Origin of the sequence: Marinomonas sp., from assembly GCF_965225885.1 — a bacterium.
GTDB lineage: Bacteria > Pseudomonadota > Gammaproteobacteria > Pseudomonadales > Marinomonadaceae > Marinomonas.
Map to the genome: position 1 here is coordinate 2645838 of NZ_OZ245329.1, position 24575 is coordinate 2670412.

At 44.1% G+C, this 24575-nt stretch carries 25 protein-coding genes; 20 read left to right on the forward strand and 5 right to left on the reverse strand.

Features of this window, described 5'->3' with window-relative positions; all coding sequences use genetic code 11:
* The first annotated feature begins 1 nt into the window (after nt 1).
* A complete protein-coding gene (locus ACO05V_RS12620; RefSeq protein ID WP_421851812.1) occupies nt 2-736 on the forward strand; it encodes a Crp/Fnr family transcriptional regulator in 735 nt (244 codons plus the stop codon).
* Nucleotides 737-750: 14 nt separating this feature from the next.
* On the opposite strand, the gene ACO05V_RS12625 is transcribed toward ACO05V_RS12620, so the two are convergent.
* Both ACO05V_RS12625 and ACO05V_RS12630 read right to left on the reverse strand, forming a co-directional pair.
* Nucleotides 751-993, reverse strand: coding sequence for a DnaJ domain-containing protein (locus ACO05V_RS12625; RefSeq protein WP_421851815.1), 243 nt, complete (start codon nt 991-993; stop codon nt 751-753).
* 43 nt (nt 994-1036) lie between these two features.
* Entirely contained in the window at nt 1037-1240 is a 204-nt protein-coding gene (locus ACO05V_RS12630) for a hypothetical protein (RefSeq protein WP_421851818.1), read from the reverse strand.
* A 307-nt stretch (nt 1241-1547) separates the two neighbouring features.
* On the opposite strand from ACO05V_RS12630, the gene ACO05V_RS12635 reads away from it, so the two are divergent.
* From ACO05V_RS12635 to ACO05V_RS12670, 8 genes are all read left to right on the forward strand, one after another.
* Entirely contained in the window at nt 1548-1964 is a 417-nt protein-coding gene (locus tag ACO05V_RS12635) for a DUF4398 domain-containing protein (RefSeq protein ID WP_421851821.1), read from the forward strand.
* Nucleotides 1961-2872 (forward strand): OmpA family protein, encoded by a 912-nt coding sequence (locus ACO05V_RS12640; protein WP_421851824.1) that lies wholly within the window; start codon nt 1961-1963, stop codon nt 2870-2872. Before ACO05V_RS12635 ends, ACO05V_RS12640 begins: the two co-directional genes overlap by 4 nt.
* A 209-nt stretch (nt 2873-3081) precedes the next feature.
* Complete coding sequence (locus ACO05V_RS12645) at nt 3082-4488, forward strand: YfcC family protein (RefSeq protein ID WP_421851827.1); 1407 nt, start codon at nt 3082-3084, stop codon at nt 4486-4488.
* Nucleotides 4489-4561: 73 nt separating this feature from the next.
* On the forward strand, nt 4562-5803 hold the full coding sequence (locus ACO05V_RS12650) for an arginine deiminase (protein ID WP_421851830.1): 1242 nt from the start codon (nt 4562-4564) through the stop codon (nt 5801-5803).
* A 73-nt stretch (nt 5804-5876) separates the two neighbouring features.
* A complete protein-coding gene (locus tag ACO05V_RS12655) occupies nt 5877-6821 on the forward strand; it encodes an IS1595 family transposase (RefSeq protein ID WP_421848107.1) in 945 nt (314 codons plus the stop codon).
* A gap of 234 nt (nt 6822-7055) precedes the next feature.
* Entirely contained in the window at nt 7056-8054 is a 999-nt protein-coding gene (gene argF / locus ACO05V_RS12660) for an ornithine carbamoyltransferase (RefSeq protein WP_421851833.1), read from the forward strand.
* Between the two features lie 29 nt (nt 8055-8083).
* Nucleotides 8084-9013 carry a carbamate kinase gene (arcC, locus tag ACO05V_RS12665; RefSeq protein ID WP_421851836.1) on the forward strand — a complete coding sequence of 310 codons (930 nt, stop codon included), beginning with the start codon at nt 8084-8086 and terminating at the stop codon, nt 9011-9013.
* 52 nt (nt 9014-9065) lie between these two features.
* Nucleotides 9066-9353: a coiled coil domain-containing protein gene (locus ACO05V_RS12670; RefSeq protein ID WP_421851839.1), complete on the forward strand. Its 288-nt coding sequence runs from the start codon at nt 9066-9068 to the stop codon at nt 9351-9353.
* Between the two features lie 91 nt (nt 9354-9444).
* On the opposite strand, the gene ACO05V_RS12675 is transcribed toward ACO05V_RS12670, so the two are convergent.
* Both ACO05V_RS12675 and ACO05V_RS12680 read right to left on the reverse strand, forming a co-directional pair.
* Nucleotides 9445-10779, reverse strand: a complete 1335-nt coding sequence (locus ACO05V_RS12675; protein WP_421851842.1) for a PQQ-dependent sugar dehydrogenase — start codon at nt 10777-10779, stop codon at nt 9445-9447.
* 124 nt (nt 10780-10903) lie between these two features.
* The gene (locus tag ACO05V_RS12680; protein ID WP_421851845.1) at nt 10904-11797 is read right to left on the reverse strand and encodes a cation diffusion facilitator family transporter; all 894 of its coding nucleotides are present in this window, start codon (nt 11795-11797) and stop codon (nt 10904-10906) included.
* 75 nt (nt 11798-11872) lie between these two features.
* Between ACO05V_RS12680 and ACO05V_RS12685 the strand changes: the two genes are divergently transcribed.
* Nucleotides 11873-12046, forward strand: a complete 174-nt coding sequence (locus tag ACO05V_RS12685; RefSeq protein ID WP_421851848.1) for a hypothetical protein — start codon at nt 11873-11875, stop codon at nt 12044-12046.
* Between the two features lie 34 nt (nt 12047-12080).
* Here ACO05V_RS12685 and ACO05V_RS12690 read toward each other — a convergent pair whose 3' ends face one another.
* Nucleotides 12081-12716, reverse strand: coding sequence for a hypothetical protein (locus tag ACO05V_RS12690; RefSeq protein ID WP_421851851.1), 636 nt, complete (start codon nt 12714-12716; stop codon nt 12081-12083).
* A 255-nt stretch (nt 12717-12971) separates the two neighbouring features.
* On the opposite strand from ACO05V_RS12690, the gene ACO05V_RS12695 reads away from it, so the two are divergent.
* From ACO05V_RS12695 to minD, 10 genes are all read left to right on the forward strand, one after another.
* Nucleotides 12972-13520 carry a hypothetical protein gene (locus tag ACO05V_RS12695; protein WP_421851854.1) on the forward strand — a complete coding sequence of 183 codons (549 nt, stop codon included), beginning with the start codon at nt 12972-12974 and terminating at the stop codon, nt 13518-13520.
* Between the two features lie 230 nt (nt 13521-13750).
* Nucleotides 13751-14197: a translesion error-prone DNA polymerase V autoproteolytic subunit gene (gene umuD, locus ACO05V_RS12700; protein WP_219702477.1), complete on the forward strand. Its 447-nt coding sequence runs from the start codon at nt 13751-13753 to the stop codon at nt 14195-14197.
* The gene (umuC, locus tag ACO05V_RS12705) at nt 14197-15468 is read left to right on the forward strand and encodes a translesion error-prone DNA polymerase V subunit UmuC (RefSeq protein ID WP_421851858.1); all 1272 of its coding nucleotides are present in this window, start codon (nt 14197-14199) and stop codon (nt 15466-15468) included. Before umuD ends, umuC begins: the two co-directional genes overlap by 1 nt.
* A gap of 406 nt (nt 15469-15874) precedes the next feature.
* The gene (locus ACO05V_RS12710; RefSeq protein WP_421851861.1) at nt 15875-16342 is read left to right on the forward strand and encodes a helix-turn-helix domain-containing protein; all 468 of its coding nucleotides are present in this window, start codon (nt 15875-15877) and stop codon (nt 16340-16342) included.
* A gap of 86 nt (nt 16343-16428) precedes the next feature.
* The gene (locus tag ACO05V_RS12715) at nt 16429-16623 is read left to right on the forward strand and encodes a helix-turn-helix domain-containing protein (RefSeq protein ID WP_421851864.1); all 195 of its coding nucleotides are present in this window, start codon (nt 16429-16431) and stop codon (nt 16621-16623) included.
* 144 nt (nt 16624-16767) lie between these two features.
* Nucleotides 16768-17625 (forward strand): 2Fe-2S iron-sulfur cluster-binding protein, encoded by an 858-nt coding sequence (locus ACO05V_RS12720; protein ID WP_421851867.1) that lies wholly within the window; start codon nt 16768-16770, stop codon nt 17623-17625.
* A gap of 50 nt (nt 17626-17675) precedes the next feature.
* Nucleotides 17676-18953 carry an exonuclease subunit SbcD gene (gene sbcD / locus ACO05V_RS12725; protein ID WP_421851870.1) on the forward strand — a complete coding sequence of 426 codons (1278 nt, stop codon included), beginning with the start codon at nt 17676-17678 and terminating at the stop codon, nt 18951-18953.
* Nucleotides 18950-22663, forward strand: a complete 3714-nt coding sequence (locus ACO05V_RS12730) for an AAA family ATPase (protein WP_421851873.1) — start codon at nt 18950-18952, stop codon at nt 22661-22663. The genes sbcD and ACO05V_RS12730 overlap by 4 nt, the downstream gene beginning before the upstream one ends.
* A 315-nt stretch (nt 22664-22978) precedes the next feature.
* Nucleotides 22979-23704 carry a septum site-determining protein MinC gene (gene minC, locus ACO05V_RS12735; RefSeq protein WP_421851877.1) on the forward strand — a complete coding sequence of 242 codons (726 nt, stop codon included), beginning with the start codon at nt 22979-22981 and terminating at the stop codon, nt 23702-23704.
* Nucleotides 23705-23764: 60 nt separating this feature from the next.
* Entirely contained in the window at nt 23765-24574 is an 810-nt protein-coding gene (minD, locus tag ACO05V_RS12740; RefSeq protein WP_421851880.1) for a septum site-determining protein MinD, read from the forward strand.
* Nucleotide 24575: the final 1 nt, after the last annotated feature.

The window sequence follows — 24575 nt, forward strand, 5'->3', positions numbered from 1 at the left end:
TATGCATGATGCAATCGATACGACTTTTTCGCCGTTACAGAATCATTTATTAGCCGCGCTTCCTGAGGAAGTGCAAACGCGAATATTTCCTTTTCTTGAGTTGGAAAAACTGGAATTAGGGCAGGTGATGTACGAAGCGGGCGACAAATTGGCTTATGTACACTTTCCTGTCGATGCCATTGTGTCTTTGCTTTACGTGATGGAAAGTGGCGCGTCTGCCGAAATTTCTGTGGTGGGCAATGAAGGTTTGGTGGGCGTCGCCTTATTTATGGGTGGCGAAAGTACGTCTAGCCGAGCGGTAGTGCAAAGCGCGGGACATGCTTATCGTTTAAAGGGCGGCATGTTAACGGAAGAATTTAATCGGCACGGCAAGCTGCTAGAGCTGATGCTGCGTTATACGCAATCCTTGATCACCCAAATGGCGCAAACCGCTGTCTGTAATCGCCATCATTCTATTGACCAACAATTGTGTCGCTGGTTGTTATTATCACTTGATCGTTTGCCCGATAACCATCTCACCATGACCCAAGAATTGATTGCTAATATGTTGGGTGTGCGTCGAGAAGGCGTCACCGAAGCCGCAGGAAAACTACAAAAGCTTGGGGTGATCGATTATCACCGAGGTCATATCACCGTGCTAGACAGATCGAAACTCGAAGAATTGAGTTGCGAATGTTACGCCGTGGTGAAGACAGAAACGGATCGTTTGTTGCCCTATGTGGTACTAAAAAAGTAAGCCTTATTCACTCATCAAAAATGGTGTTTTAACGTGATGACATCATTCATTGACGAGCTTCTGTCAGCCGATTGTTTGTTTGCTGGTTTCAGCGCCGCGTAGGCTTCAGTAATTTCTTTGAACAAGGGTTCGCAATTTGCCTGCTCAGAAATATCTGGATGGTATTTGTGGGCAAGCTTGCGGTAAGACTCCCTAATTTCTTTCGCCGATGCGGTGAGTTCAACTTCTAATGTTTCGTAATAATCATTGAATGGCATGGTCAGTTTCCTATCTATTTAGAAAGATGAACTCAAATATTTATTAAGTCGTTGCGAAATCAATAACTACTCGTGATGGAACATCACCATTTTCCAGATGCTTAAAGACATCGTTAATGGCAGGTAATGGCTGTAGCTCTATGTCGGCTTTTACTTTGCCTTCGGCGGCAAAGGCTAATGCTTCGGTCATATCTTGGCGTGTACCCACAAACGAGCCATGAATGGTGAAATCTGTTTGTTTATTCAACGTTTTTCAAAGTCTATTCCTATTAATTCACCTCGTCAGTGCGTTTGCGAACAGAGTCTATTATTAAGTGTTTTTATATTTATTTTTTTATTTGAGTTTTTTCTGGCTTATTTATTTATTTCTTTGTGTGTTGGCGTACATACAAGGTCTAAATAAGCCCTGTAGATTGACTAAGTTGTATTTAATTTAAAAAAGAGATTTTTTTAAATTAAAAGGGTGTAGATAGAGAAAGATATTTCATTGTTTTTATTTCAATGCCCTTTTTACTCATTTGAGCATATTTAAGGGATTTAAAAGGACACAAGGCATGAGTCAAATTATGCATAAATCGTCTATCTTACTGCGCCGTCATGTGCTGAAAGGCTCATCGTTGGTGGCTATGGTCGTTTTGCTGGCAGCTTGCTCGCATGACCCACAGCCCCAAATGTACAGCGCTTTACAGGCCGCAGAAACTGCCATTGCTGATGCTGACCGAAATGGTGTGAACGGTTATCCCTCACCTGAATTGGTAGAAGCACGAAATAAGCTGCAGCAAGCTCGTGTCGCGCTTGAAAAGGAAGAAATGCCTTTGGCTATGTTCTTAGCACAAGAATCAGAAGTCGATGCTGAATTGGCATCCGCTAAATCAACCTTGATCAAAGAGCAGCAGGTCAATGCTGAAATTGAAAAAGGTATTGACGCACTGAAACAAGAAATGGATCGCAATGTAGGAGCGGGCTCATGAGTGTATTAAATATTCGGTTTTATCAAGTGGCCAGTATGGCTACTTTGCTTGTACTTGCGGGTTGTGCAGGCCCTGCAGCGAAGCCAGAAGGCGTAGATACGGTTCGGGCTAAGTTGACGCACTTGCAGATGAATTCTCAGTTAATTCAGTCTGCACCGTTAGAGTTTAATGAGGCCGAACTGGCGGTTAAGGCGGCTGAAGAGCCAAGAACGGACAAAATGTTAGGTCGTCATTTAATGTTGGTTGCTGATCGCAAAGTGGATATCGCTGAAACGCGAGCAAGAAGCCGCATATTGGTTGGAGAGCGTGAGCAGCTAAGTCAACAACGTAACGAGGCTAAATTAGCGGCAAGAAATCGTGATGTTGCCATGGCGCGTGGTGATGCAATGAAGTCTAAAGCGGATGCGGAAAAGCTGCGCATGCAAGCCGATGCAGAGCGCAATCGCAGCCAAGAATATCAGCGCCAGCTTGGCGTACTCAATGCAAAAGCGACCAATCGCGGCATGATCATGACGCTAGGAGATTTATCCTTCGCGACCGGTAAAGCTCAGTTACAACCGAGTGTGTTGGTTGATCTCGACAAGTTGGTTGTCTTCCTCAATAAGTATGAAAATCGCAGCATCGTAATAGAGGGTAACACCGACAGCGTTGGCAGCGAGGCGCTTAATCTGAAATTGTCCCAACACAGAGCGACAGCAGTCAGAGATTATTTAGTCGGTAAAGGTATTAATTCTGGTCGTTTAACCGTTGTAGCGAATGGCGAGGGGAATCCATTAGATACTAACGATTCGAAGCTTGGTCGTCAGCATAATCGTCGAGTAGATATTGTCATTTCGAATACCGAAATGTCTAGACCAAAAGCGATATTGAATGATTTAGCGATTAATTCTGTCGAGTTTCCAGCTTAAATCATAAAAGAAAGTAAAGAGTGAGGCTTTTAAAAATAAGTCATTAGAAAATAGTTTAAAAATGATTTTTTTAAAGTAATTGCCTTGATGGTGCTTATTATCAAGGTGATTATTTTTATTTAATAAAAACATGATCTCGATCATATTTTTGAATGTTGTATTTGCGATTTTCATTTTGAAAATCGCCTGTTTTTCACAGGGTATTAATAATGGCATTTAAATTTCCAACCGCTTATACCATTCTGTTTTTGCTAATCGCTTTGGTAGCAGTAGGTACTTGGGTGGTGCCCGCTGGTCAATACGAACGCGTTGAAAATGTAGCGCTAGGCAAAGAAGTGCCTGTGCCGGGTACCTATCAGCAAGTGGATTCTAACCCACAAGGTGTGGTGGAAGTTTTCCTTGCGCCGATTGCCGGTTTTTATAATCCAGACAGTTACGAAGCCGCCGCCATTGATGTGGCTTTGTTCGTATTAATTATTGGCGGATTTTTAGGTGTTGTCACCAAAACCGGTGCGATTGATACGGGCATTTCCCGCGCAATGGTGAAGCTGAAAGGTCATGAAAAATGGATGATTCCGATTCTGATGGCGCTGTTTGCGATTGGTGGTAGCACTTATGGTATGGCGGAAGAATCGCTGGCGTTTTACGCCTTGTTGATTCCGGTGATGATAGCTGCCGGTTACGACTCGGTCGTGGTGGTGGGCATTATTTTGTTGGGCGCGGGCATCGGAACGCTTGGTTCCACCATTAATCCGTTTGCTACGGTGATCGCCGCTAATGCGGCTGATATTCCATTCACGCAAGGTATGTTTTTACGTTTCTTTATCTTGTTAACTGGCTGGTCGGCCTGCGTGGTGTATGTGATGCGCTACGCGGCAAAAATCAAACAAAACCCAGAACTGTCTATCGTTTCCGATCATAAAGCGGACATCGAAGCGCAATTTGGTCAAAAAGCCAATGCTGATGGGCAGACCATGCTGACGCTGAATCAGAAGTTGGTCTTGGTGATTTTCGCCTTAACCTTTGCGGTGATGATTTGGGGTGTATCAAGCCAAGGCTGGTGGATGGCAAAAATGGGCGCGCTCTTTATTGCTTCGTCTGTGTTGATTGGTTTTGTCACTTGGATGGGCGAAAAAACCTTCACCGAAGTCTTTATTAATGGCGCGCGAGATCTATTGGGTGTCGCCATCATCATTGGTATTGCTCGTGGCATTGTGGTCATCATGGACGCAGGTCACATGACAGATACCATCTTGCATTTGGGCGAAGAAAGCCTAAGCGGTTTGTCGAATGTGCTGTTTATCAATGTGATGTTTGGCATTGAAGTATTGATGTCGTTCTTTGTTCCTTCCTCGTCTGGTTTGGCGGTATTAACCATGCCAATCATGGCACCACTGGCGGATTTCTCTGGTGTGGGTCGGGAATTAGTCGTGACGGCGTATCAGTCTGCTAATGGCTTGGTGAATTTGTTTAATCCTACTTTTGCCGTGGTGATGGGCGGGCTTGCTATCGCCAAAGTACCTTACGAAAGATGGCTGCGCTTCATTTGGCCTCTGCTGTTGATTCTTTGCCTCATCATTATGGGCTCTCTCAGCGTTATCGCCTTAATCGGCTAAGCGGTTAATCAAGTAAGTAATTCAGTTCTCGATATCTCTTATCAACAGGATTTTCTCACTTTAAGGAAAAGCTATGATCGAATTTGGTGTTCACTCCGAAGTCGGCAAACTGCGTAAAGTCATCGTTTGCCGTCCAGGTCTTGCTCATTCTCGTCTCACTCCCAGTAATGCCGCAGAGTTGTTGTATGACGATGTGTTATGGGTTCAACAAGCACGTACCGACCACATGGACTTTTGCATGAAAATGGAAAGTCGTGGCATTAAAGTGTTGGAGTTTGGTCAATTATTAGAAGAAACCGTGCGCGATAAAGGCGCTCGAAATTGGATTCTTGATCGCCGTATTAACGAAAATCAAGTGGGCGTTGGCATGCTAAATGAGCTGCGTAGCTGGCTTGATGATATGTCGGCTGAGCAACTAGCTATTTATCTGATTGGCGGGATTTCCGTTCACGAATTGCCTTTTAAGCCTCATGGCATGTTTGGTAATTATCTCGGTGGTGATGGTTTTGTTATTCCTCCACTGCCTAATACTCAGTTTCCGCGTGATAACAGCAGTTGGATCTATAACGGCGTCACAGTCAATCCAATGTTTTGGCCAGCACGTCGACCAGAAACCTTGTTGGTCACGGCGGTGTATCGTTTTCATCCTGAATTTGCGCCAGCCTTTAACAATGGTGATTTCAAAATCTGGTGGGGCGATCCAGATCTGGATCATGGCCCAGCCACTGCAGAAGGCGGCGATGTCATGGCGTGGGGCAATGGCTCTGTGTTAATCGGTATGGGCGAACGTACTTCACCCCAAGCTGTTGGACAAATTGCTAAACGATTGTTTGAGCAGGGCGCAGCAACCCGCGTGATTGCCTGCCAAATGCCGCGTTCTCGATCTGCTATGCACCTTGATACTGTGTTCAGTCATTGTGATCGGGATGTTGTCACCGCCTTTACCGATGTTTGTGATGAGATCCAATGTTATACCTTGCGACCCGGTGATCACGCTGGGCAAATTGATTTCCGTAAAGAGAAGAAACATCTGTTTCAACTCGCAGCGGACTGCTTAGGCATCAAAAAACTCAACGTCGTGCAAACCGGTGGCGACCATTATCAGAAAGAGCGTGAGCAATGGGACGATGGCAACAACGTAATCGCCCTAGAGCCCGGTGTTGTTGTCGCTTATGACAGAAATACCTACACCAATACCTTACTTCGCAAAGCGGGCGTGGAAGTCATTACCGTGAGTGGGGCAGAGCTAGGCCGAGGTCGTGGCGGCGGTCATTGTATGACGTGTCCAATATGGCGTGATTCTGTTTCTTATTAATATATCTGATTACCACTCAAATTCCGCTCTTATAGACTATGCTTAAAGCCAGAACAGAACGGAGATAATCATCATGGCAAAGAATAAGGTTCAGTTTCAAAAAGGTCTTTCAATTCATGCTTTTATGTCGAAATTTGGTACTGAAGAGCAGTGCCGTAAACGACTGTTCGATATGCGATGGCCTGCTGGTTACCGCTGTGAATATTGTGGGTGTGATCAATATTGTGAGTTAACAGCAAGGCAACTCTATCAATGCAATCGCTGCCATCATCAAGGTTCACTAACATCTGGCACGTTATTTTCCTCCTCAAAATTGCCTCTTAAAGTCTGGTTTTTAGCCATTTATCTTATGACTCAAGAGAAAAATGGTATTTCTGCATTAGAGTTGTCTCGCCAGCTTGGTATTTCTTACAACGCCGCTTGGCGTATGAAGCATAAATTGATGCAAGCCATGAAAGAGCGGGATGATGAAACGCCTCTAAAGGGTTGTATTCAGCTTGATGATGTTTACTGGGGCGGAGTTAGACGAGGAATACGAGGGCGTGGAGCAAAAGGAAAGCGTCCTTTTGTTGCCGCCGTCTCGATGAATGAAGAAGGGCACCCTATTGCTATGCGTTTTAGTGTTGTTACCGGGTTTAAAACAGAAGAATTAACCTGTTGGGCTAAAGAGCACCTTACTCCTCAATCGCTTGTTATTTCAGACGGTTTGGCCTGTTTTAAGGGGGTAGAAAGCGCCGATGTGTATCATCAAACCATCGTGACAGGAGGTGGATTTGAAAGTGTTGAGTTACCTTATTTTCAATGGGTAAACACAATGATTAGCAATGTAAAAAATGCGATGCACGGTACTTATCATGCGATCAACCTTAAGCATTTACCGCGTTATCTGGGCGAGTTTTGTTTTAAGTTCAATAGACGTTTTAATCTTGAAAACATGCTTGAGCAACTTATTTCCTCAAGCATCAGAACAGCACCAATGCCTGAACGGTTGCTAAAGTTAGCGGAGGTTCGATGGTAATCAAATTAATATATGACTACTGCGCTCGTTAATACATCGTTAAAAGTAGACTCGAAATGCTCATTTATACTTATAAACTCCGCTTTCTCGTCTACTTTTGCCTTGTCTTAACTTCGCTCGCTACGTCATTGGGTTATCAGTTTAATTAAAAGGGTTATGACCCTTTTTTGAGCTGTTCGACGTGTGAGCGGTTGTGACCATTTTTTGATCAATAAGATATAAGGTGTAAATGTTTTGTTTAATTTACGAAATAAGAGTTTTTTAAAATTGTTGGATTTTAGCCAGCGAGATGTGAGTTTTTTGTTGGATTTGTCCCGCGATTTAAAGCGTGCGAAATACTCAGGCATGGAAAAACAAGGCTTGAAGGGCAAGAACATCTGTCTGATTTTTGAGAAATCCTCAACTCGTACTTTGTGTGCTTTTGAAGTGGCGTCGTTTGATCAAGGTGCTCAGATCACTTATTTGGGCCCTTCTGGTTCGCAAATCGGTAAGAAAGAATCCATGAAAGACACCGCTCGCGTGCTAGGTCGTATGTTTGATGCGATTGAATACCGTGGCTTTGGTCAGGAAGTCGTGGAAGAGTTAGCGAAATACGCTGGCGTGCCAGTTTATAACGGGTTGACCGACGAATTTCATCCAACACAAATGTTGGCGGATTTGCTCACCATGCGCGAACACAGCGGCAAACCTTTGAATAAAATCAGCTATGCTTTTGTCGGCGATGCCCATTCCAATATGGGACATTCATTGATGATTGCAGGCTGTTTAATGGGCATGGATGTGCGTATTGCTGCGCCTAAATCTTTATGGCCAAGCGACGAATTCTTAAAACCTGCCCGCGAATTAGAAAAACGTTATGGTGCGACACTGACCATTACAGAAGATGTAAACGCCGCCGTGAAAGACTGTGATTTTATTCATACGGATGTGTGGGTTTCCATGGGCGAGCCGGATTCCGTCTGGGAAGAGCGCATTAAATTGCTCACGCCTTACCGCGTAAATAGTGACTTGATGAAGGCGACGGGCAACAGCAACACTAAATTTATGCATTGCTTACCGGCTTTTCATAATCGCGATACCGACGTGGGGGAAGAGATCTTCCAAAAATTCGGTATTGAAGAAATGGAAGTATCCGACGAGGTGTTTGAATCGGAAGCGGGCATTCAGTTCGAGCAAGCGGAGAATCGCTTACATACGATTAAAGCGATGCTTGTCGCCACTTTGGGTCATTAACGTTCACGCCTAATTAAAAGGACTGGAATATGAGAATAGTAGTGGCTTTGGGTGGTAACGCCTTGTTGAAACGTGGCGAGCCGTTAACGGCGCAAGCCCAGCGCGAGAATATTAAAATCGCGGCGCAAGCTTTGGCAAAAATTGCCATCAATAATGAGTTAATTATTACTCACGGAAATGGCCCGCAAGTCGGCTTGTTGGCATTACAAGGCAACGCCTATAAGCCGGATGAGCTTTATCCGCTGGATGTTCTCGGTGCCGAAACTGAGGGTATGATCGGTTACATGATAGAACAAGAAATGGGCAATCTCGTTCCCGCAGAACGACCATTGGCGACGCTTTTAACCATGATAGAAGTCGATCCAAAAGACCCAGCGTTTAACAATCCTACCAAGTTTATTGGCCCCGTTTACGAAGAAGCGGAAGCCAATAAACTCGCCAAAGACAATAACTGGACGATTAAACCAGATGGCAAAAAATGGCGTCGAGTCGTGGCTTCACCTTTGCCAAAACGTATTTTTGAAATTCGCCCGATTCGTTGGTTATTAGAAAAAAACACCATCGTTATCGCCAGTGGCGGTGGCGGGATTCCTACCATGTATGACGCGGATCATCATCTAAAAGGCGTCGAAGCCGTCATAGATAAAGACTTATCCAGTGAACTGCTCGCGCGGGAACTGGATGCCGATTTATACATCATGGCGACCGATGTTCAGGCGGTGTATCTGGACTGGGCAATGCCACAACAGCGCGGCATTAAAAGCATTAATCCTGCTGATCTCGCCAACTATGACTTCGCCACTGGTTCCATGGGGCCAAAAGTTAACGCCGCAAGGCAGTTTGCCGAGAAGATAGGCAAAGTTGCTGCCATTGGGTCGTTAGAAGAACTAGAGCAAATCGTTAAAGGCACAGCAGGGACACGAGTAAGCAAGCTGGTTGGAGCCATGGAAAGTTATTAGCAATTTATCGTAAAAACAGTAATTAAATGTTTTTTTAAAAAGGGATCAGACAATGAACATGAAAGAAGCTTATCAAAAAAAACTCCAAGCACAATTAGACGAGTGGAGCGCAGAAATCGATTTGCTCAAAGCAAAAGCCCGCAGTTCAGAAGCTGACGTGCAAATTGAGTACTCGAAACAAATCGAGGAGCTGCAATCGATGCGAGAATCGGCCAGCCGAAAAATTACTGAATTGAAAGAAGCCAACGACGATGCATGGGAGGATCTAAAAGCAGGTATGGATAGTGCGTGGAACTCGCTCAGCAAAGCGGTTAAGTCGGCTCGCTCTAAATTTAAATAAATGAGCGGCAAGAGGAATACCGATGTTTGTTTTGTGGTCGAATGTCAGAGCAAAGTTTGTCTGACATTCGAGTGTTGATAAATATTGAGTCTTAGTTTTTACTAACTCGCCAAATTGTATTACCCACATCATCCGCTACTAATAAAGCGCCGGTTTTATCGATGGTTACGCCAACCGGTCTACCATAGGCATCGCCATCTTCACTAAGAAAACCAGTCACGACATCGATTGGATTAGCGGAAGGTTGTCCATTAGCAAAGGGAACGAAAACAACCTTATAGCCGCTCGGTGGGCGACGATTCCATGAACCATGTTCGCCAATAAACATGCCATTGCTAAACATTGAGGGTAGGCTAGTTCCGATAGACGAGGTTAAGCCGAGTGGCGCCACGTGAGAGCCTAATGCGTAATCTGGCGCAATGGCGGTCGCGACAAGATCAGGACGTTGCGGTTGAATTCGGGTATCAATATGTTGCCCGTAATAGCTGTAGGGCCAGCCATAAAATCCGCCATCGATTACCGAGGTTAAATAATCTGGCACTAGGTCATTACCCAGTTCGTCGCGCTCGTTGACTACCGTCCACAATTTCCCTGTTGTAGGCTCCCACGCCATTCCATTCGGGTTACGCAAACCGCTGGCAAAGACCCTAGAGTCGCCAGTGTTTATATCCACTTGCCAAATCGCCGCGCGCTTTGCTTCCGCTTCCATGCCGTTTTCGCCGACATTACTGTTAGAACCAACGCTGACATAAAGCTGAGTACCATCAGCACTGGCGATAATGTTTTTCGTCCAATGATGGTTGATAGAGCCCGCTGGCAAATCTATTAGCTTGTTTCCAGGTGTTGTAATTTGCTTATCGCCCGTATGATATGGAAAACCTAAAATGGCATCTGAATTAGCGACATATAAAGTATTACCCACTAAAGCGATACCAAAAGGGGAGTTAAGATTTTGCAAAAATACAGTTTGAATATCAGCAACACCATCGCCAGTGCTGTCGCGCAGTAATGTGATGCGATTAGCGCTTGGTACAGCCGCTCCAACGCGCTTCATGACCAATCCCATCACCCAACCTTTCAATCCTTTGTTGCCATCTGGTTTGGCCGGAGCGTTCGATTCGGCAACAAGCACATCGCCATTTGGTAAAACATACAACCAACGAGGGTGGTCTAGCCCTTTAGCAAACGCTTTTATCTGTGTGCCTTCAACAGTAACTGGCGTTTTATCGGCAGGCCATCCTATCGCCGGCGCAATTTTTAACGTCGGTATCAAGTCGTGCTCTGGTTCAGGTAAGGTTGGGTTTGCACCTACGCCAAAATTTTCTGGGTGGGGGGATTTTTCAGCACAGCCACTAATCGACAAAATCCCGATAGCAAGCATTGCATAAGCAGCAAATCTATTATTTATGGGTAAAAGGTTTTTCATTATTTTTTTCCTGACGAAAATGGTATGCAGGGATGGCAAACTGCAAGGGTTACGAGCGAGCCAAAGAATAAGATCAAATATACCTTTTTGCACTGGGCTCAATGTATAAATTTGAAATCATACTTCAGTGCGGACGCTCTAACGAGCAATACGCTTCGTCTGCTTCGCTTTCTATTTGGATCGTAGCATGTTCTATCGAGAACTCATCGTGTAGATGATGTTGGATTTGATGCAGGAAACCTTCCGGTGTGCTGCCTTTCACCACCAAATGCACGGTTAAGGCCACTTCTGTGGTGCTTAATGGCCAAACGTGTAGATCATGAATACGGGCGACGTCTGGCAAGTTTTCTAGGTACTTTCTTAGTGCCGACATGTCAATTTTGTCTGGTACAGCATCCAGCGTGTAGTTCATGGAGTCTTTTAGCAGATTCCATGTGCCTATGAAAATCACCGTGACAATCAGTAGACTGATAACAGGATCGACCCACAACCAGCCTTTCCACCAAATGAGTGCGCCAGCAATCACCACACCTAAGGACACCGCCGCGTCGGCCGCCATGTGCAAGAATGCGCCTTTGATGTTTAAGTCGTGCTGATGATCTCCCATAAATAAAAGCGCAGTCGCTGTATTTATCACCACACCAACGGCAGCCACTACCATCATGGTAATACTCGCAACGGGCGCAGGTTCAGAGAAGCGCGCTATCGCTTCCCAAGCAATAATCCCCAATGCCGCCAATAGCATGGCAGCACTGATCAAAGACGCCACCACAGTCACTTTACGAAGACCATAAGTACGTTTTTCGGTCGCGGCTTTTTTGGCCAACACACTTGCGCCCCAAGCGAGCACTAAACTCAGCACGTCGCTTAAGTTATGCCCGGCATCGGCAATCAGCGCGAGTGAATCGGCCGCAAAACCATAAATAAACTCGACCGTTGTAAAAAAGACATTGAGAACAATGCCAATGGCAAACGCACGATTGTAATTACTAACATGATGACTGTGATCGTGGCTCATAGATCCTCTTACTTAAAACAAATAAAACAGAATTCCTTTTCTAACCTACAGGATCGCGAGACTTGAGGGAATTGTTTGCTTATAACAGGTAACATCGTTGTTGTACTTGCCATCGACATCATGAAAATGATCCAAACCATCCGAAACTACCAACAACAAAACGCCAGACTGCAAACCAACTCCGCATGGGTCGACCAAACCATCGAACGCGTCAAAAACGCCAAGTGTCGGGACTTCGGAGAAGGTTAAGTATTAATAGCTAGCCAACAGTATTGTTGGCTAGCTATTGAATTGTTTTTCGAAGATTAAATAGCTTCTTGTACTCAACACTTGCGTCTTCAAGGTCCTTATGTTGATTATTAGAGGTAGCGCTTTGATCTATTTGAATTTTAAGGTCATGCGGTGATGGTAAGGTGGTTCTATCAATTTCTATTTTTGTGTGAAAGCAAATAACATTTAGCTGTGAAGTAATTAATTCATTCACGACTTCATATATTTCTTCTGACAGCTCATCCTGATGGTCAAATCGCTTTATCTCCTTATAAAGAAGCCAGAAATTCTTAGGTCTATCATCTGAATTTAATCTTTTAAAACCTCCCGAAGGTTTAAGAGCAAGTTTTAGTAAAAATTTAAACGTTGTCGCTCTTGCTTGTTTTAGCTCATTTATCGCTTGATCTGCTTCTTGCTTGACTTCCTTTAGTTTCACGATGTTTCCAGCAATAGAAAACTCTTGCACTTGATCTATGCATGAGACCAGTAGAGATATAACTGCAAAGGCACTTATGAGGCTGACAAATTCAGCGCCTGACAATTTTCCGGTATCCAGAAGTATTAACCCTTTGCATACTGTTCCACTAAATAGAATTAAGCCGCAGATAATGAATAGAAGTTTCTTGTATTTCGTTAGTTGAGTGAGCATGGTGTTTTCCGTGGATAAATAGTTGATCTCGCTACTTTACCCTAACGTTCGCCATTCCTGAAATCCCGCCTTATTTCTGGTCGAAAAATCGAAGCTCCACCCGGCACAGTGCATTAATGTACATAAGCATCTTAAGAAATCAGTGTTTCAAGGCTTTTAACATGTGTGTCTTATTAAATTGAATATAAACAAATGTAAGTTTATGTTATTTTTCTTTTTTTAATTATTGTGAAAATTTGATAAAAGGAATAATCAATGCATAAAGTCATGTTGAAAATAGTTACCGCTTCTTTGCTGGTAGTTGGGTTGGTTGGTTGTGGTACTGTTTATATTGATTCTAGCCCGATGATTAAGACAACGGATCAGCTATATCTTGATAATGTTTCGCTTACGCTAACCGAGTCCGTAAAGCCAGACATTGAGTATTACACGCAAGAAGAAATGCAAAAAATCTTCGAAGATATTCTTGTAGAACGTTTAAAAGAAGACAATTTATTCACTTTGGATAGCACCCAGAACTCGTTGAGTGTTGAAATAACATACCGTAGACAATTCGGTGGTGACGCTACGCCGTTTCCTTCTGACTCTCTTCGTGATCCTAGCTTTAGCTATAAAATCATCGTTAAAGATGGAAGTAAGGTTTTAACTGAAGAAGCGAAAGGCGGTTTGAATTATCTTGGAAATATGATGATGAAATTGCAGATCGCCAGTTTCTCATTGAGAGATAAATCAGATGAAGATGCGTTTATTGAAGGGGTAGCAACAATGATCGCAGAAGATATTGAAGACTTAGAAAAACCGTAGAGACCTTGTAAAAACTTACCAAATCTTTCCACCAAAAAGGCGATCATAAGGTCGTCTTTTTGATTCAAAAACATTTGTGGCTAGATGAAATAACTTACTTTTTCCCCTCTCAGATTCTGCCTCCTTTCTGGTCGCAAAATCGGAAATCCGTTCTCTTACAAAAAATTCACTTGGTCATTCGCGCTGCTTAAAACTATACTGTATATCCATACAGTATTTTGGTGTTGATCATGCGTGTTACTTATCTTGGTGTGTCTGAGTCGGCGGCGTTTATCGCGGCCAATAGTGTGCGAATCCCACTTTATGTGGATTCGGTATCGGCGGGTTTTCCTTCGCCTGCTCAGGACTTTGTTGAAAAATCTTTAGACTTAAATGAGTTCTGCGTGGCGCATCCGAACGCGACGTTTTATGTGCGTGCGCAAGGGGATTCGATGATCGATGTTGGCATTTATTCGGGTGATGTGTTGGTAGTAGATCGTTCGTTAACCGCACGTCATGGGGATATCGTCATTGCCTGCATTCATGGGGAAATGACGGTGAAGACGTTGGAGCTGAAGCCCAATGTGTTGCTTCGTCCGAAGAATAAAGCCTATAAGGCGATCCAGATTACGGAAGAGTCTGAATTGGAGATCTTCGGCGTGGTCACGGGCGTGGTTCGTAAGTACGAGCGCGGTTGATGAAGACGGTCTTTGCCTTGGTCGATTGCAATAACTTTTACGCCAGTTGCGAGAAGCTATTTAGACCAGATTTAAAACACACGCCTGTAGCGGTGTTGTCGAATAACGATGGCTGTATTGTGGCGCGTTCCAAAGAGGTCAAGGCGCTGGGCATTAAAATGGGCGTGCCGATGTTTCAGGTTCAGGGCGAGATAAGAAAGCACGGTATTGTTTGCTTTTCCTCGAATTATGCTTTGTATGCGGATATGTCGAATCGAGTGATGACCATCTTAGAAGAGGAAGCGCCACGGCTGGAAGTGTATTCCATTGATGAAGCTTTCATGGATTTAACCGGTGTGGATCATGTGACGGATTTGCTGGCATTTGGTAAACGAGTAAAAGCCAAGGTCGATCAATGGACGGGCATTACGGTAGGCGTGGGCATCGCGCCAACCAAGACGTTGGCGAAGTTGGCCAATCATGCCGCGAAGAAATACCCAGCCACCGGTTTGGTGGTAGATTTGATGGACCCAGACAGACAAAAGCGTTTATTGGCAATTGTTGATGTAAGTGAAGTGTGGGGTGTTGGCCGTCGCACCACGGCCAAGCTAAAGGCTAGGGGAATTCAAACCGCGTTGGATCTGGCGAATGCTGATCCTAAATCGATTCGGAGTGAGTTTTCTGTGGTGCTGGAGCGAACCATTCGAGAGTTGAATGGCGTGTCGTGTTTGGATCTGGAGTTGGTCAGGCCAACTAAACAGCAGATCATTTGTAGTCGGTCCTTTGGTCATAAAATCACAGATAAGCGTGAACTACGAGAAGCCATCGCCAAATACACAACCCGCGCTGCCGAGAAACTACGTGGGGAAAAACGTCTTTGCCGCGTGGTGAGTGTGTTCATTCGTACCAGTCCATTTACTCCAAACGAACCGCAATATTCGAAGACGCTGTCTGCAGAACTCCCCAACCCAACCGACGACACGAGAGATTTATTAGAAGTGGCCGACGTGTTATTTAATCGACTCTGGCGTGAAGGCTTTCGCTATATGAAAGCTGGCGTGATGCTGGCAGATTTCTACGAGCACGGCAACTTCCAACAAGATTTACTCCGAGCAGATAATACGAAAATCAACTCAAAAGCCCTAATGAACGTCGTGGATCAAATCAACCACAGCGGCCTTGGCAACGTCTTCTTCGCCTCGCAAGGCGTGTCGCCTCAATGGGCCATGAAACGAGAACACCTGTCGCCAGCCTACACGACCAATTGGGAAGAACTGCCAAAGGTTTGGTGAGAAAACAATAATTGCTATTGTTGATGAAAGCATTGAACTTTGGACTTCTCAGAGTGAGTTAGAAGTGCTTCAATTTTTTGAGCATGACGTCTTCCATAAATAAGTGGTTGATCTCGTTACTTTTAACCTAGCGTTCTCCATTTCTGAAATCTCGCCTTATTTCTGGTTATAAAATTAGAAGCCATTCTAATCTGCAGGGATAAATGAAATAACTGAATAAATCGTTAATTTTTCAGTTATTTCATTTATGTTTTGTGTCGCTGTGGTTTAAAATTAGTGACACAATTTGCAGTATTATCGAATGCCTCTAGAATCAAGGTGATTGGTAAAAATTATAACCCTCTAATATGTTTGATAGTTCATAGCTTTGGCTTGATTCAATAATGCTAAGAGGAAGGAGTTATGAATGATTAAGACCCCTTTAAATGTTGAACCGGATGTTAGTGCAATAATGAAAGCACAAAAGTATCTAACACAGCACCAAGCGGATCTAGATAAGTTAAAAATCGATGTACTTTTAAAAAATGGCCAAAAAGCTGAATTTGAAGTGCCAAAACTGACCCTTGATATTCTGGTTCAAGCGTTAGGTCAATTGGCTAAAAAAGGGAACAGTGACAACTTTGAAGTGCAACAGATTGATCCAAATAAAATGGTTAGTCCGGCTATTGCAGCTAAATACCTTGGAATGTCACGACCAAAAGTAACCGGTTATATTTTGGCTGGACAAATTCCATCGATGAAAGTTGGCACTCATCATCGAGTTAAAATGGCGGATGTGATGGTATTCAAAGATAAGCTTTTTGGCGCGAAGGAGTCGCGTGATGAACCCTTTAGTTTAATTGCTAACTTTGAACAAGAGTCAGATTCTATGTAAGGGAGCATTATGGACGATAAAGTTTTGCTGGATGCAAATACCCTATATTCACAACCATTGAGGATGATGCTGCTGAACTTAATATTTTGCCAGATGAAATTGTTAGCATTCGTGAGAAGTTTAATATGTCTCGAGGGGTATTTGCCCGTTTACTCCATACATCCTCACGTACATTAGAAAATTGGGAACAAGGACGAAGTGCTCCCAATGGGCAAGCTGTGACACTTTTAAAGCTGGTGCAACGTCATCCAGAAACCTTGTCGCATATCGCTGAGTTATAGCCAAACATTCTCAATTAAACCTTGGTCCCCAAGGCAATGTTTCCAGCAAGCATTGCCTTTTCTTTTTTTGGGAGTGCGTTTTAAGAAAGGGCGAGGGTGAGGCGTGAGAATATGTCATAATAGCCCAATCGAAGAGGAGGTTGGATGATGGATTCACAGGCGCTGACGATAGAATTAGATGATGAGCAGTTTGAGGCGGTTTTGGGTGACAATTTGTTGTCGTCGTTGCTGTCTCAAGGTGCGGATGTTCGTTACGGTTGTCGCGCTGGGGCTTGCGGTGCGTGTCGTCTTTATGATGCAAGTAATTGTGAGTCGATTCTTTCCTGCCAAACAACGGTTGCTTCGGCGATGTCTTTAACTCGGCAAACGCCGGCTGAGTCTTCTTCTTTTTCCGTTCTAAGTCATGTATCCCTTAATGAAGCTTCTATTGAACTAACTCTGTTAGGGCCAAGTGACGAATCCTTCGGTGATCGCGTTTTTGTGTCTTTCCCCTTTGAAAAATTATCTGATGAGCAAGCTCATTTCTACGAATGTATGGCATTGAATCTTGCCGGAGCGCCTTTAAAAGTCGTACTGCAAAAAAAGTATCTTTCCGATGAGGATTGGCTGCGAGCCTTGGCGCTGGCGTCTGATGATAAGCTGGATGTTCAGTTATCGACTGGGATGCGCAAAGGGCGGCTGTTGTTCGAGATGGATATTGCTGATGTGTCTGTTGTAGTGATTACCTCTCCTGATAACGCCATATTTGAATCGTATTGGCGTGAAGCTTTGTTAGATTACACGCCAACTTTTCTCGGACATTTCACTCTGTTTGCGAATAATGACCTGACGCTTAGTTTGGCGGATGATGCGCTTATTGCTTTTCTTCAAGAGGCGCTGGCGAATTCTGGAAACACTCCTCTACAACTAATTTATCACGGTCAAAACGTGTCTGCGAAGGACTGGAGTTTATTACTGCGTCCTTTGCGGATTCATATGAATCAGCTGCATTTTGTTCGGTAACTTGGCCTTTTTATTTTTATGCATATTTTGATATTCAACGGATTTTATAAATGAAAATTCTACACACCTCTGACTGGCATCTTGGTCAGCATTTCATGGGGAAATCCCGCCGCGATGAGCACAAAGCCTTTATCGATTGGCTATTGGCGCTGGTGGATAAAGAATCTATCGACGCGATGATTATTGCTGGCGATGTGTTTGATACTGGTTCGCCGCCAAGCTATGCGCGCGAAATGTACCATCAGTTGGTACTGGACATGAAGGTACTCCAATGCCAGTTGGTGATTGTCGCGGGCAATCACGATTCGGTGAGTATGCTAAATGAATCCAAGAGCTTGCTGACTTATCTCGATACGCAAGTGTCTAGCCAGGCGAATCTTGAAGACATCGACTCTCATGTTATTCCTCTTAAAGACAAAAAAGGCGAGGTTGCTGCTTGGGTTTGTGCTGTGCCATATTTGCGTCCAAAAGACGTGATGCAAAGCGTCGCTGGACAGTCAGAACAAGATAAGAAGCTCAGTTTACTGCAGATGATCGGCGATTTTTACCAGCGAGTTTATAACGCGGCTTGTGAGAAAAATAAAGCCTTGAAAACATCTGTGCCGATTATTGGTACCGGGCATTTGACTGCGGTGGGCGGGCAAGTGAGTGAGTCGGTGCGTGATCTTTATGTGGGCACCTTAGAAGCCTTGCCGACGTCTGTATTTCCTGCGTTTGATTACCTTGCCCTTGGGCATATTCATCGTGCTCAGCCGATTAGCAAAAGCGGTCGATTCCGTTACAGCGGTTCGCCGATTCCATTGAGCTTTGACGAGTTGGGACGTGACAAAACCGTGGTGATATTCGATACCACTTTGCTAGGTGAAGATACCTTTGTTGAAGATTTATTTGCTGAGCCGACCGATCCGGTTCAATTGGTGACGATACCTAATTTTCAGTCCATGGCGAGTTTGAAAGGCAATTTAAAAACGGTGATTAAACAGATCTCGGCGTTGGAATTGGCGGAGGATAAAATCCTTTGGTTGGAAGTGACGGTGATTGCTGATGAGTATTTGAGTGATGTGCATAAGCGATTGTTAGAAGTGATTGACGGCAAACCGATTGAATTGCTTCGTGTTATGCGAAGAAGTGCGGTAGAGAAAAAGAACGAAGGCTGTGAAGCACGTAAAACCTTGTCGGAATTAACTGTTGGTGATGTGTTTGAGCAGAGTCTTAAATCGAATTTAGAGCTAGATGCAGAAGAGAGCAAAACCCTGACTGAGTTGTTTCATACCTGCTTGCTGGAACTGGAAGAGCGTCAACAAGAAGGCGAGGAGAAGCAATTATGAAAATTTGCAAACTGCGCCTAAAGAATTTGAACTCCCTGAAAGGCGAATGGGAAATTGATTTTACCAAAGCACCGTTTGATGATGCTGGCGTATTTGCCATTGTTGGGCCAACGGGCGCGGGTAAGTCGACCTTGTTGGATGCGATCTGTTTGGCTTTGTACCATGAAACACCGCGTCTGAAAGTCTCACCGAGTCAGAACGATGTGATGACGCGCCATACGTCTGAATGTTTGGCGGAAGTGGAATTTGAGATTAAGGGCAAAGGTTATCGGGCTTTCTGGGGGCAACGTCGTGCCCGAGGTCAAAGCGATGGCAAGTTGCAGCCGATGACCTGTGAGCTGTGTGAACGCGACGGCACCATTATCACTACTAAGATTGACGAAAAAATCGATAAGATTGCCGAAATTACTGGTTTGGATTTTTCGCGTTTCACCAAATCTATGTTACTTGCACAAGGTGGGTTTTCGGCCTTCTTGAATGCTTCTGCTAATGATCGTGCTGAACTGTTAGAAGAACTAACAGGCACGGAGATTTACGGTGATGTGTCTAAGTGGGTGTTTGATAAGCATAAGCAAGAAAAGCAATCTATTGCAGCGCTTGAAAGCTTCAATGAGCAGACTCAATTACTAACTGACGACGTTTTTGCTGAACTAAAGCAAACCGAATTGAGTTTTGAAGCCAACGAGAAAGCCAATGCACAGGCGCTAAAAGCACATCAAAATGTACTTGAATGGCGCCGCACTGAACAAAAGCTGCAGGAGCAAGTTGCTCAGTATCAGCAACAAGTAGAAGAAGCGAATCAGGCGCTTGCTGATTTTGCGCCTCAACAGCAGCAGCTTGAGCAGGCGCTGACCGCGCAAGTTTTACAGCCGGATTTTGAAAAGCAGCAAGGTTTAAAATCTCGCTTGGATCAGAATCAAGCAGATATTGCTCAATACACTGAAACGCAACAGGCACAGCTTAAGCAAAGTCAGGTTCTCACTGAATCGGTTGAACAGGCTAAAACGAAATTAGCGAATGCTCGTGCTGAATTGGACGCGCTGAACAATAAGATTAATGATGAAATTCAGCCTATCTTGTCTCGTCAAGAAAGTGTGAAGGCGCAACATCAAGATGTTTCTGTTCGGTTAAAACAAGCGGCAGAAAAAGTTGAAAATCAGCAGTCGCAATTAAACGCGGTGACGGTAAAGCAAGCCGACATTGATAAAGCTTGTGAAGAAAGTAAAGCGATATTGAGTCGCTGGACGTCCCCGGAGAAAATCGAAAATCAGCTGGCCAGTTGGCAGCATCAAGCACAAGGCATGTCGGCGAATGCTCAAGCGATTAGCGAGCTAGAAAGTAATATCGCCTCTAATACAAAATCCTATGATGTCGCTCGTTCTTCACATGAGGTGAATCAAGCCAAGTTAGAGCAAGGTCAAGCGGTCATGCTTGAGCGTCAACAAACCTTGCAGAACACCCTTGATACTTTTATGCAGTTGTCGTCGCACCGTGATTATGCTGATTGGCAGAAAGCTTATCATCAGAATGAACGTGCTCAGTATAATGCGCAATCCCTCTGGAAGCAGTTCAATCAGTATCGAGAGCAACAAATTCAGTTAGCAGATTTAGATGCGAACCTGAATACGATGGCGACGAGTATCCATCAGCAGCAAAGTCAGTTGGAGCAGCAAAGACAAACGTACAAAGATAAGTTTCACCATCAGAAGTCGGTAGAAAAATTAGCCGAAGCTGAGCGTCATATTATCGCACTCACGCAGTTGCGTAATGAGCTGGGCGAACATGATGCTTGTCCGCTGTGTGGTTCGGCGGAGCATGATTTCGCTAACGCTTTGTACCAAGCGGATTCTGGTAGCCAGGAAGAATTTGCTCGTTTAGGCAAAGAGTTGGATAGTCTTAAAGGACAAGGCATGCAGTTGGCGGCGGATTTAGAATCCCTGCAGCGAGAGTTAACCTCTGGTCAAACTCGACGTCAGCAATTAATTGAAGGTTTGCTCGCCACAGAAAATGAGTTGAAAGAATGGCTAGCACCACTAGCTCACTATGTGAATAGCCAAGATGCCAGCTTTAATCTGTTTGATAAAGAACAAGTGTCGAGTCTGGTTCAGCGTATTGATCAAGACTGGCGTGCCTTGCAAGAAATCGCTCCTAAGCTAGAAGCGCTTCAACAATCTCGTTTGGCATTAGAAGCAGAATTACAGAGCTTGAATGCTCAGCAGCAAGCGACGCAACAGCAAGTTTCACAAGATCAGAATCAGTGTCAGTTGTTGTTGCAAGCGTTAGAAACGCATCAGCAGAATTTAACAACTAGAAAAGGCGAGCAAGAGCAAACTGTTGGACATTTACGGAACGAAATGCAGCAAGCAGGCGTTCCTGAAAGCTACTTTGGTCTGCCTTTGACCGAGGCTTTGGCGCAGTTGCAAGAAGCAATGACACAATGGCGAAACAGTAAAATCGGCTACGATGCTTTGTTGCAACAGCGTGAGCAGCTTGTTTACGAAACGAAAAATTTAGAAAGCTCGTTAAAAGAAAGTCAGCAATTACATGATGACACTCGTGAGAAAGTCTCTGAGTTTGATGAGAGCTTAAAAGCCATCGAAAAGCAGTTGTATGAGTTGTTAGGCGACAAGAGTATTAGCGGGCTTCGCCAAGATATGCAATCGCAGGTTGATGATGCTCATCAGACGCTAGAAAAAATTGAAGCTGAGCGGCAGCAAGTCGCTCAGGCGCTGGCGTCTAGTAATGCGACATTGGAAGCTCTTAATAAAACTCATGTTTCGTTAACGGCAGAGCATGAGCTTGCCTTGTCTCATTGGCACAAGTGCTTGACTGAAAAAGGTTTCGAAGATGAAAAGGCTTGGTTGAAGGCGAGTTTATCAGTAGATGAAATAAGCCAACGGCAAGCGATTTCGAAGCAACTGCTGGAAGCTGTTTCTCGGTTGCAGACATTGTTTAATCAATCAGAAGATTCTTTGCTTAAACATAATGAAAGGCGTTTAGAATTTTCGTCATTTGGCGATTCTTCTCTTGAGCAGCTGGATGAAAAATATGCTCAGCTTGATGCTGAACGCCAAGCTTTACATCGTCAATGGGGCGTAATTACTCAACAGATCCAAGAGGAAGTTCAACGTAGGGATCAGGTAGCCAAATCCAAAGAGGCATTGGAGGGTCGTCGGGAAGCGTTTGTTCATCTTGAGCGCTTGAATCATTTGATCGGTTCAGCCGATGGGGCTAAGTTCCGCCGTTTTGCGCAAAGTTTGACGCTGGATCATTTGGTGTATTTGGCCAATCAGCATTTGGATATCTTGCATCGTCGCTATCAATTAATGCGTAACGAAGACGCTTTGTCATTGCTTGTGGTAGATACTTGGCAAGCTAACGCCTCGCGAGATACTAAGACTTTATCGGGTGGCGAATCTTTCCTAGTAAGTTTGGCCTTGGCCTTGGCATTGTCTGATTTAGTGTCTCATAAAACCAGTATTGATTCGTTATTCTTGGATGAAGGCTTCGGCACTTTGGATAGCGAGACGTTGGAGTCAGCCTTAGATGCCTTGGATAATTTGCATTCATCTGGCAAAACTATCGGTATTATTAGCCATATTAACGCTCTGAAAGAACGCATTCCTGTACAGATAAAACTGACTAAACAAAGTGGTTTGGGAGTGAGTCGTCTTTCAGCTGAATTTGCCGTGCATTCGACAGAAGAGTGAAGTATTCGTCCGTATATTTACTGACTGTTATTGGTGCAAAAGTTTTCCCCAGATTTATGGGAACAAGTATGTAAGTAAGTTGTAAAATATTAATTAAATCAAATGCTTAATCTTACGTTCATTATTGCTCATTTTGCGTTATTCTTAGCACTACAAGAGAGCAATATGAGCATTTACGTGAATGTAAAGACATTGTAGTGGTGTCTTTCTTTAATCATCCAGCTTGATAGAATAGATTTTTAACGCTGATGATGAAAGTTCAGTGCGGCTTTTAGTATTTAGAGCCATTTAAGTTATTAAAAAAGGACAGTTTGCATGACAGACTCAGGCTTCCGACTTAAAGGAAGTGTCGTTACGACGGTTTTATTAGAAATTCAAACCTTTTCATTAGATGACATTGTGTTTCATTTAAAAGAGAAGATTGATCAGGTTCCGCATTTTTTTAATCAAGCGCCGATCATCATTGATATTTCGAAAATGAAACGTGGTATTAGATTAGAGGAATTTGAAGAGCTGATTCAATCAGTCAGTGCGCTTGGTCTTGGTGTCATTGGCTGGCGTTGTGACCCGGATGCATTGCCTGTTTGGAAGGCGTCGGTAACTATTCCTCTGTTACCCGCTAGTAAAGCAAGACCAATCAATATATCTCCTGCTGTTAAGGAAGAGACTAGTCCAGATGTGGTGGTCAAGACCGTGGTTGAAGAGCGCTTAGTGCCTCAAGCAACTAAGGTGATCACAAAGCCAATTCGGTCTGGTCAGCAAGTATATGCTGAAGGCGATTTGATTATTCTTAATCAGGTGAGTGCTGGTGCTGAAGTGCTTGCAGATGGAAATATCCATGTTTACGGGGCTTTGCGTGGCCGTGCATTGGCCGGTGTAAAAGGCGATGTGGATGCGCGAATTTTTTGTAAAAGCATGGAGGCTGAATTGGTTTCTATTGCTGGTAATTTTATGTTGAGTGATGCGCTGCAAAATATCGTTTGGAAAGACAGCGCTCAAGTGTTATTAGTTGACGATAGCTTAGAAATCGTACCGCTTTAAGGTTCATTATTCATTTTACTGTTTAGATAAACTCGTTTGAGGTTATCGGGGGATATAGCATTGGCAAAAATTATAGTAGTCACCTCAGGCAAGGGTGGTGTCGGAAAGACAACATCCAGTGCTGCTATTGGGACTGGTATTGCGTTAAAAGGTCATAAAACGGTCATTATCGATTTCGATGTAGGCTTACGTAATCTAGACTTGATTATGGGTTGTGAGCGTCGCGTGGTTTACGACTTTGTAAACGTTATTAATAAAGAGGCGACTTTGTCTCAGGCGTTGATCAAAGATAAGCGCACGAAAGAGTTGTTTATTTTGCCGGCGTCTCAGACACGTGACAAAGACGCTTTGACTATAGAGGGTGTTCAGTGGGTTCTTGAGGAGCTTGCTAAAGAGTTTGAATACATTATTTGTGATTCGCCTGCTGGTATCGAAAAAGGCGCTCAGATGGCGCTGTATTTCGCCGATGCAGCCATTGTTGTAACGAACCCAGAAGTGTCATCTGTACGTGACTCGGATCGTATTCTGGGTATTTTGCAAAGTAAGTCTAAACGAGCGGAAGAGGGTAAAGAGCCAATAGAAGAGCACCTTCTTTTAACTCGTTATCATCCTGGACGTGTTGCGTTGGGTGAGATGTTAAGTGTTTCTGATGTTGAGGATATTTTAGCGATTCCATTGCTTGGTGTGATTCCTGAATCTGAAGCGGTATTGAAGGCTTCGAACCAAGGTACGCCCGTTATTTTGGATACGGAATCAGAAGCTGGTCTTGCCTATATGGATGCTGTTGACCGTTTAATGGGTGAGGAGCGTCCTTTGCGTTTCTTGGAAGTCCAGAAAAAAGGTTTCATTAAACGTTTGTTAGGGGGTTAGA

Coding starts and splice junctions, on each gene's coding strand:
- ACO05V_RS12690 (WP_421851851.1), bottom strand. CDS start 12,716: ATGCTCACTCAACTAACGAAATACAAGAAACTTCTATTCATTATCTGC.
- minC (WP_421851877.1), top strand. CDS start 22,979: ATGACAGACTCAGGCTTCCGACTTAAAGGAAGTGTCGTTACGACGGTT.
- ACO05V_RS12670 (WP_421851839.1), top strand. CDS start 9,066: ATGAACATGAAAGAAGCTTATCAAAAAAAACTCCAAGCACAATTAGAC.
- umuC (WP_421851858.1), top strand. CDS start 14,197: ATGAAGACGGTCTTTGCCTTGGTCGATTGCAATAACTTTTACGCCAGT.
- ACO05V_RS12730 (WP_421851873.1), top strand. CDS start 18,950: ATGAAAATTTGCAAACTGCGCCTAAAGAATTTGAACTCCCTGAAAGGC.
- ACO05V_RS12675 (WP_421851842.1), bottom strand. CDS start 10,779: ATGAAAAACCTTTTACCCATAAATAATAGATTTGCTGCTTATGCAATG.
- ACO05V_RS12650 (WP_421851830.1), top strand. CDS start 4,562: ATGATCGAATTTGGTGTTCACTCCGAAGTCGGCAAACTGCGTAAAGTC.
- ACO05V_RS12655 (WP_421848107.1), top strand. CDS start 5,877: ATGGCAAAGAATAAGGTTCAGTTTCAAAAAGGTCTTTCAATTCATGCT.
- ACO05V_RS12640 (WP_421851824.1), top strand. CDS start 1,961: ATGAGTGTATTAAATATTCGGTTTTATCAAGTGGCCAGTATGGCTACT.
- ACO05V_RS12695 (WP_421851854.1), top strand. CDS start 12,972: ATGCATAAAGTCATGTTGAAAATAGTTACCGCTTCTTTGCTGGTAGTT.
- ACO05V_RS12635 (WP_421851821.1), top strand. CDS start 1,548: ATGAGTCAAATTATGCATAAATCGTCTATCTTACTGCGCCGTCATGTG.
- ACO05V_RS12710 (WP_421851861.1), top strand. CDS start 15,875: ATGATTAAGACCCCTTTAAATGTTGAACCGGATGTTAGTGCAATAATG.
- arcC (WP_421851836.1), top strand. CDS start 8,084: ATGAGAATAGTAGTGGCTTTGGGTGGTAACGCCTTGTTGAAACGTGGC.
- ACO05V_RS12645 (WP_421851827.1), top strand. CDS start 3,082: ATGGCATTTAAATTTCCAACCGCTTATACCATTCTGTTTTTGCTAATC.
- ACO05V_RS12625 (WP_421851815.1), bottom strand. CDS start 993: ATGCCATTCAATGATTATTACGAAACATTAGAAGTTGAACTCACCGCA.
- ACO05V_RS12680 (WP_421851845.1), bottom strand. CDS start 11,797: ATGAGCCACGATCACAGTCATCATGTTAGTAATTACAATCGTGCGTTT.
- ACO05V_RS12620 (WP_421851812.1), top strand. CDS start 2: ATGCATGATGCAATCGATACGACTTTTTCGCCGTTACAGAATCATTTA.
- sbcD (WP_421851870.1), top strand. CDS start 17,676: ATGAAAATTCTACACACCTCTGACTGGCATCTTGGTCAGCATTTCATG.
- ACO05V_RS12720 (WP_421851867.1), top strand. CDS start 16,768: ATGATGGATTCACAGGCGCTGACGATAGAATTAGATGATGAGCAGTTT.
- umuD (WP_219702477.1), top strand. CDS start 13,751: ATGCGTGTTACTTATCTTGGTGTGTCTGAGTCGGCGGCGTTTATCGCG.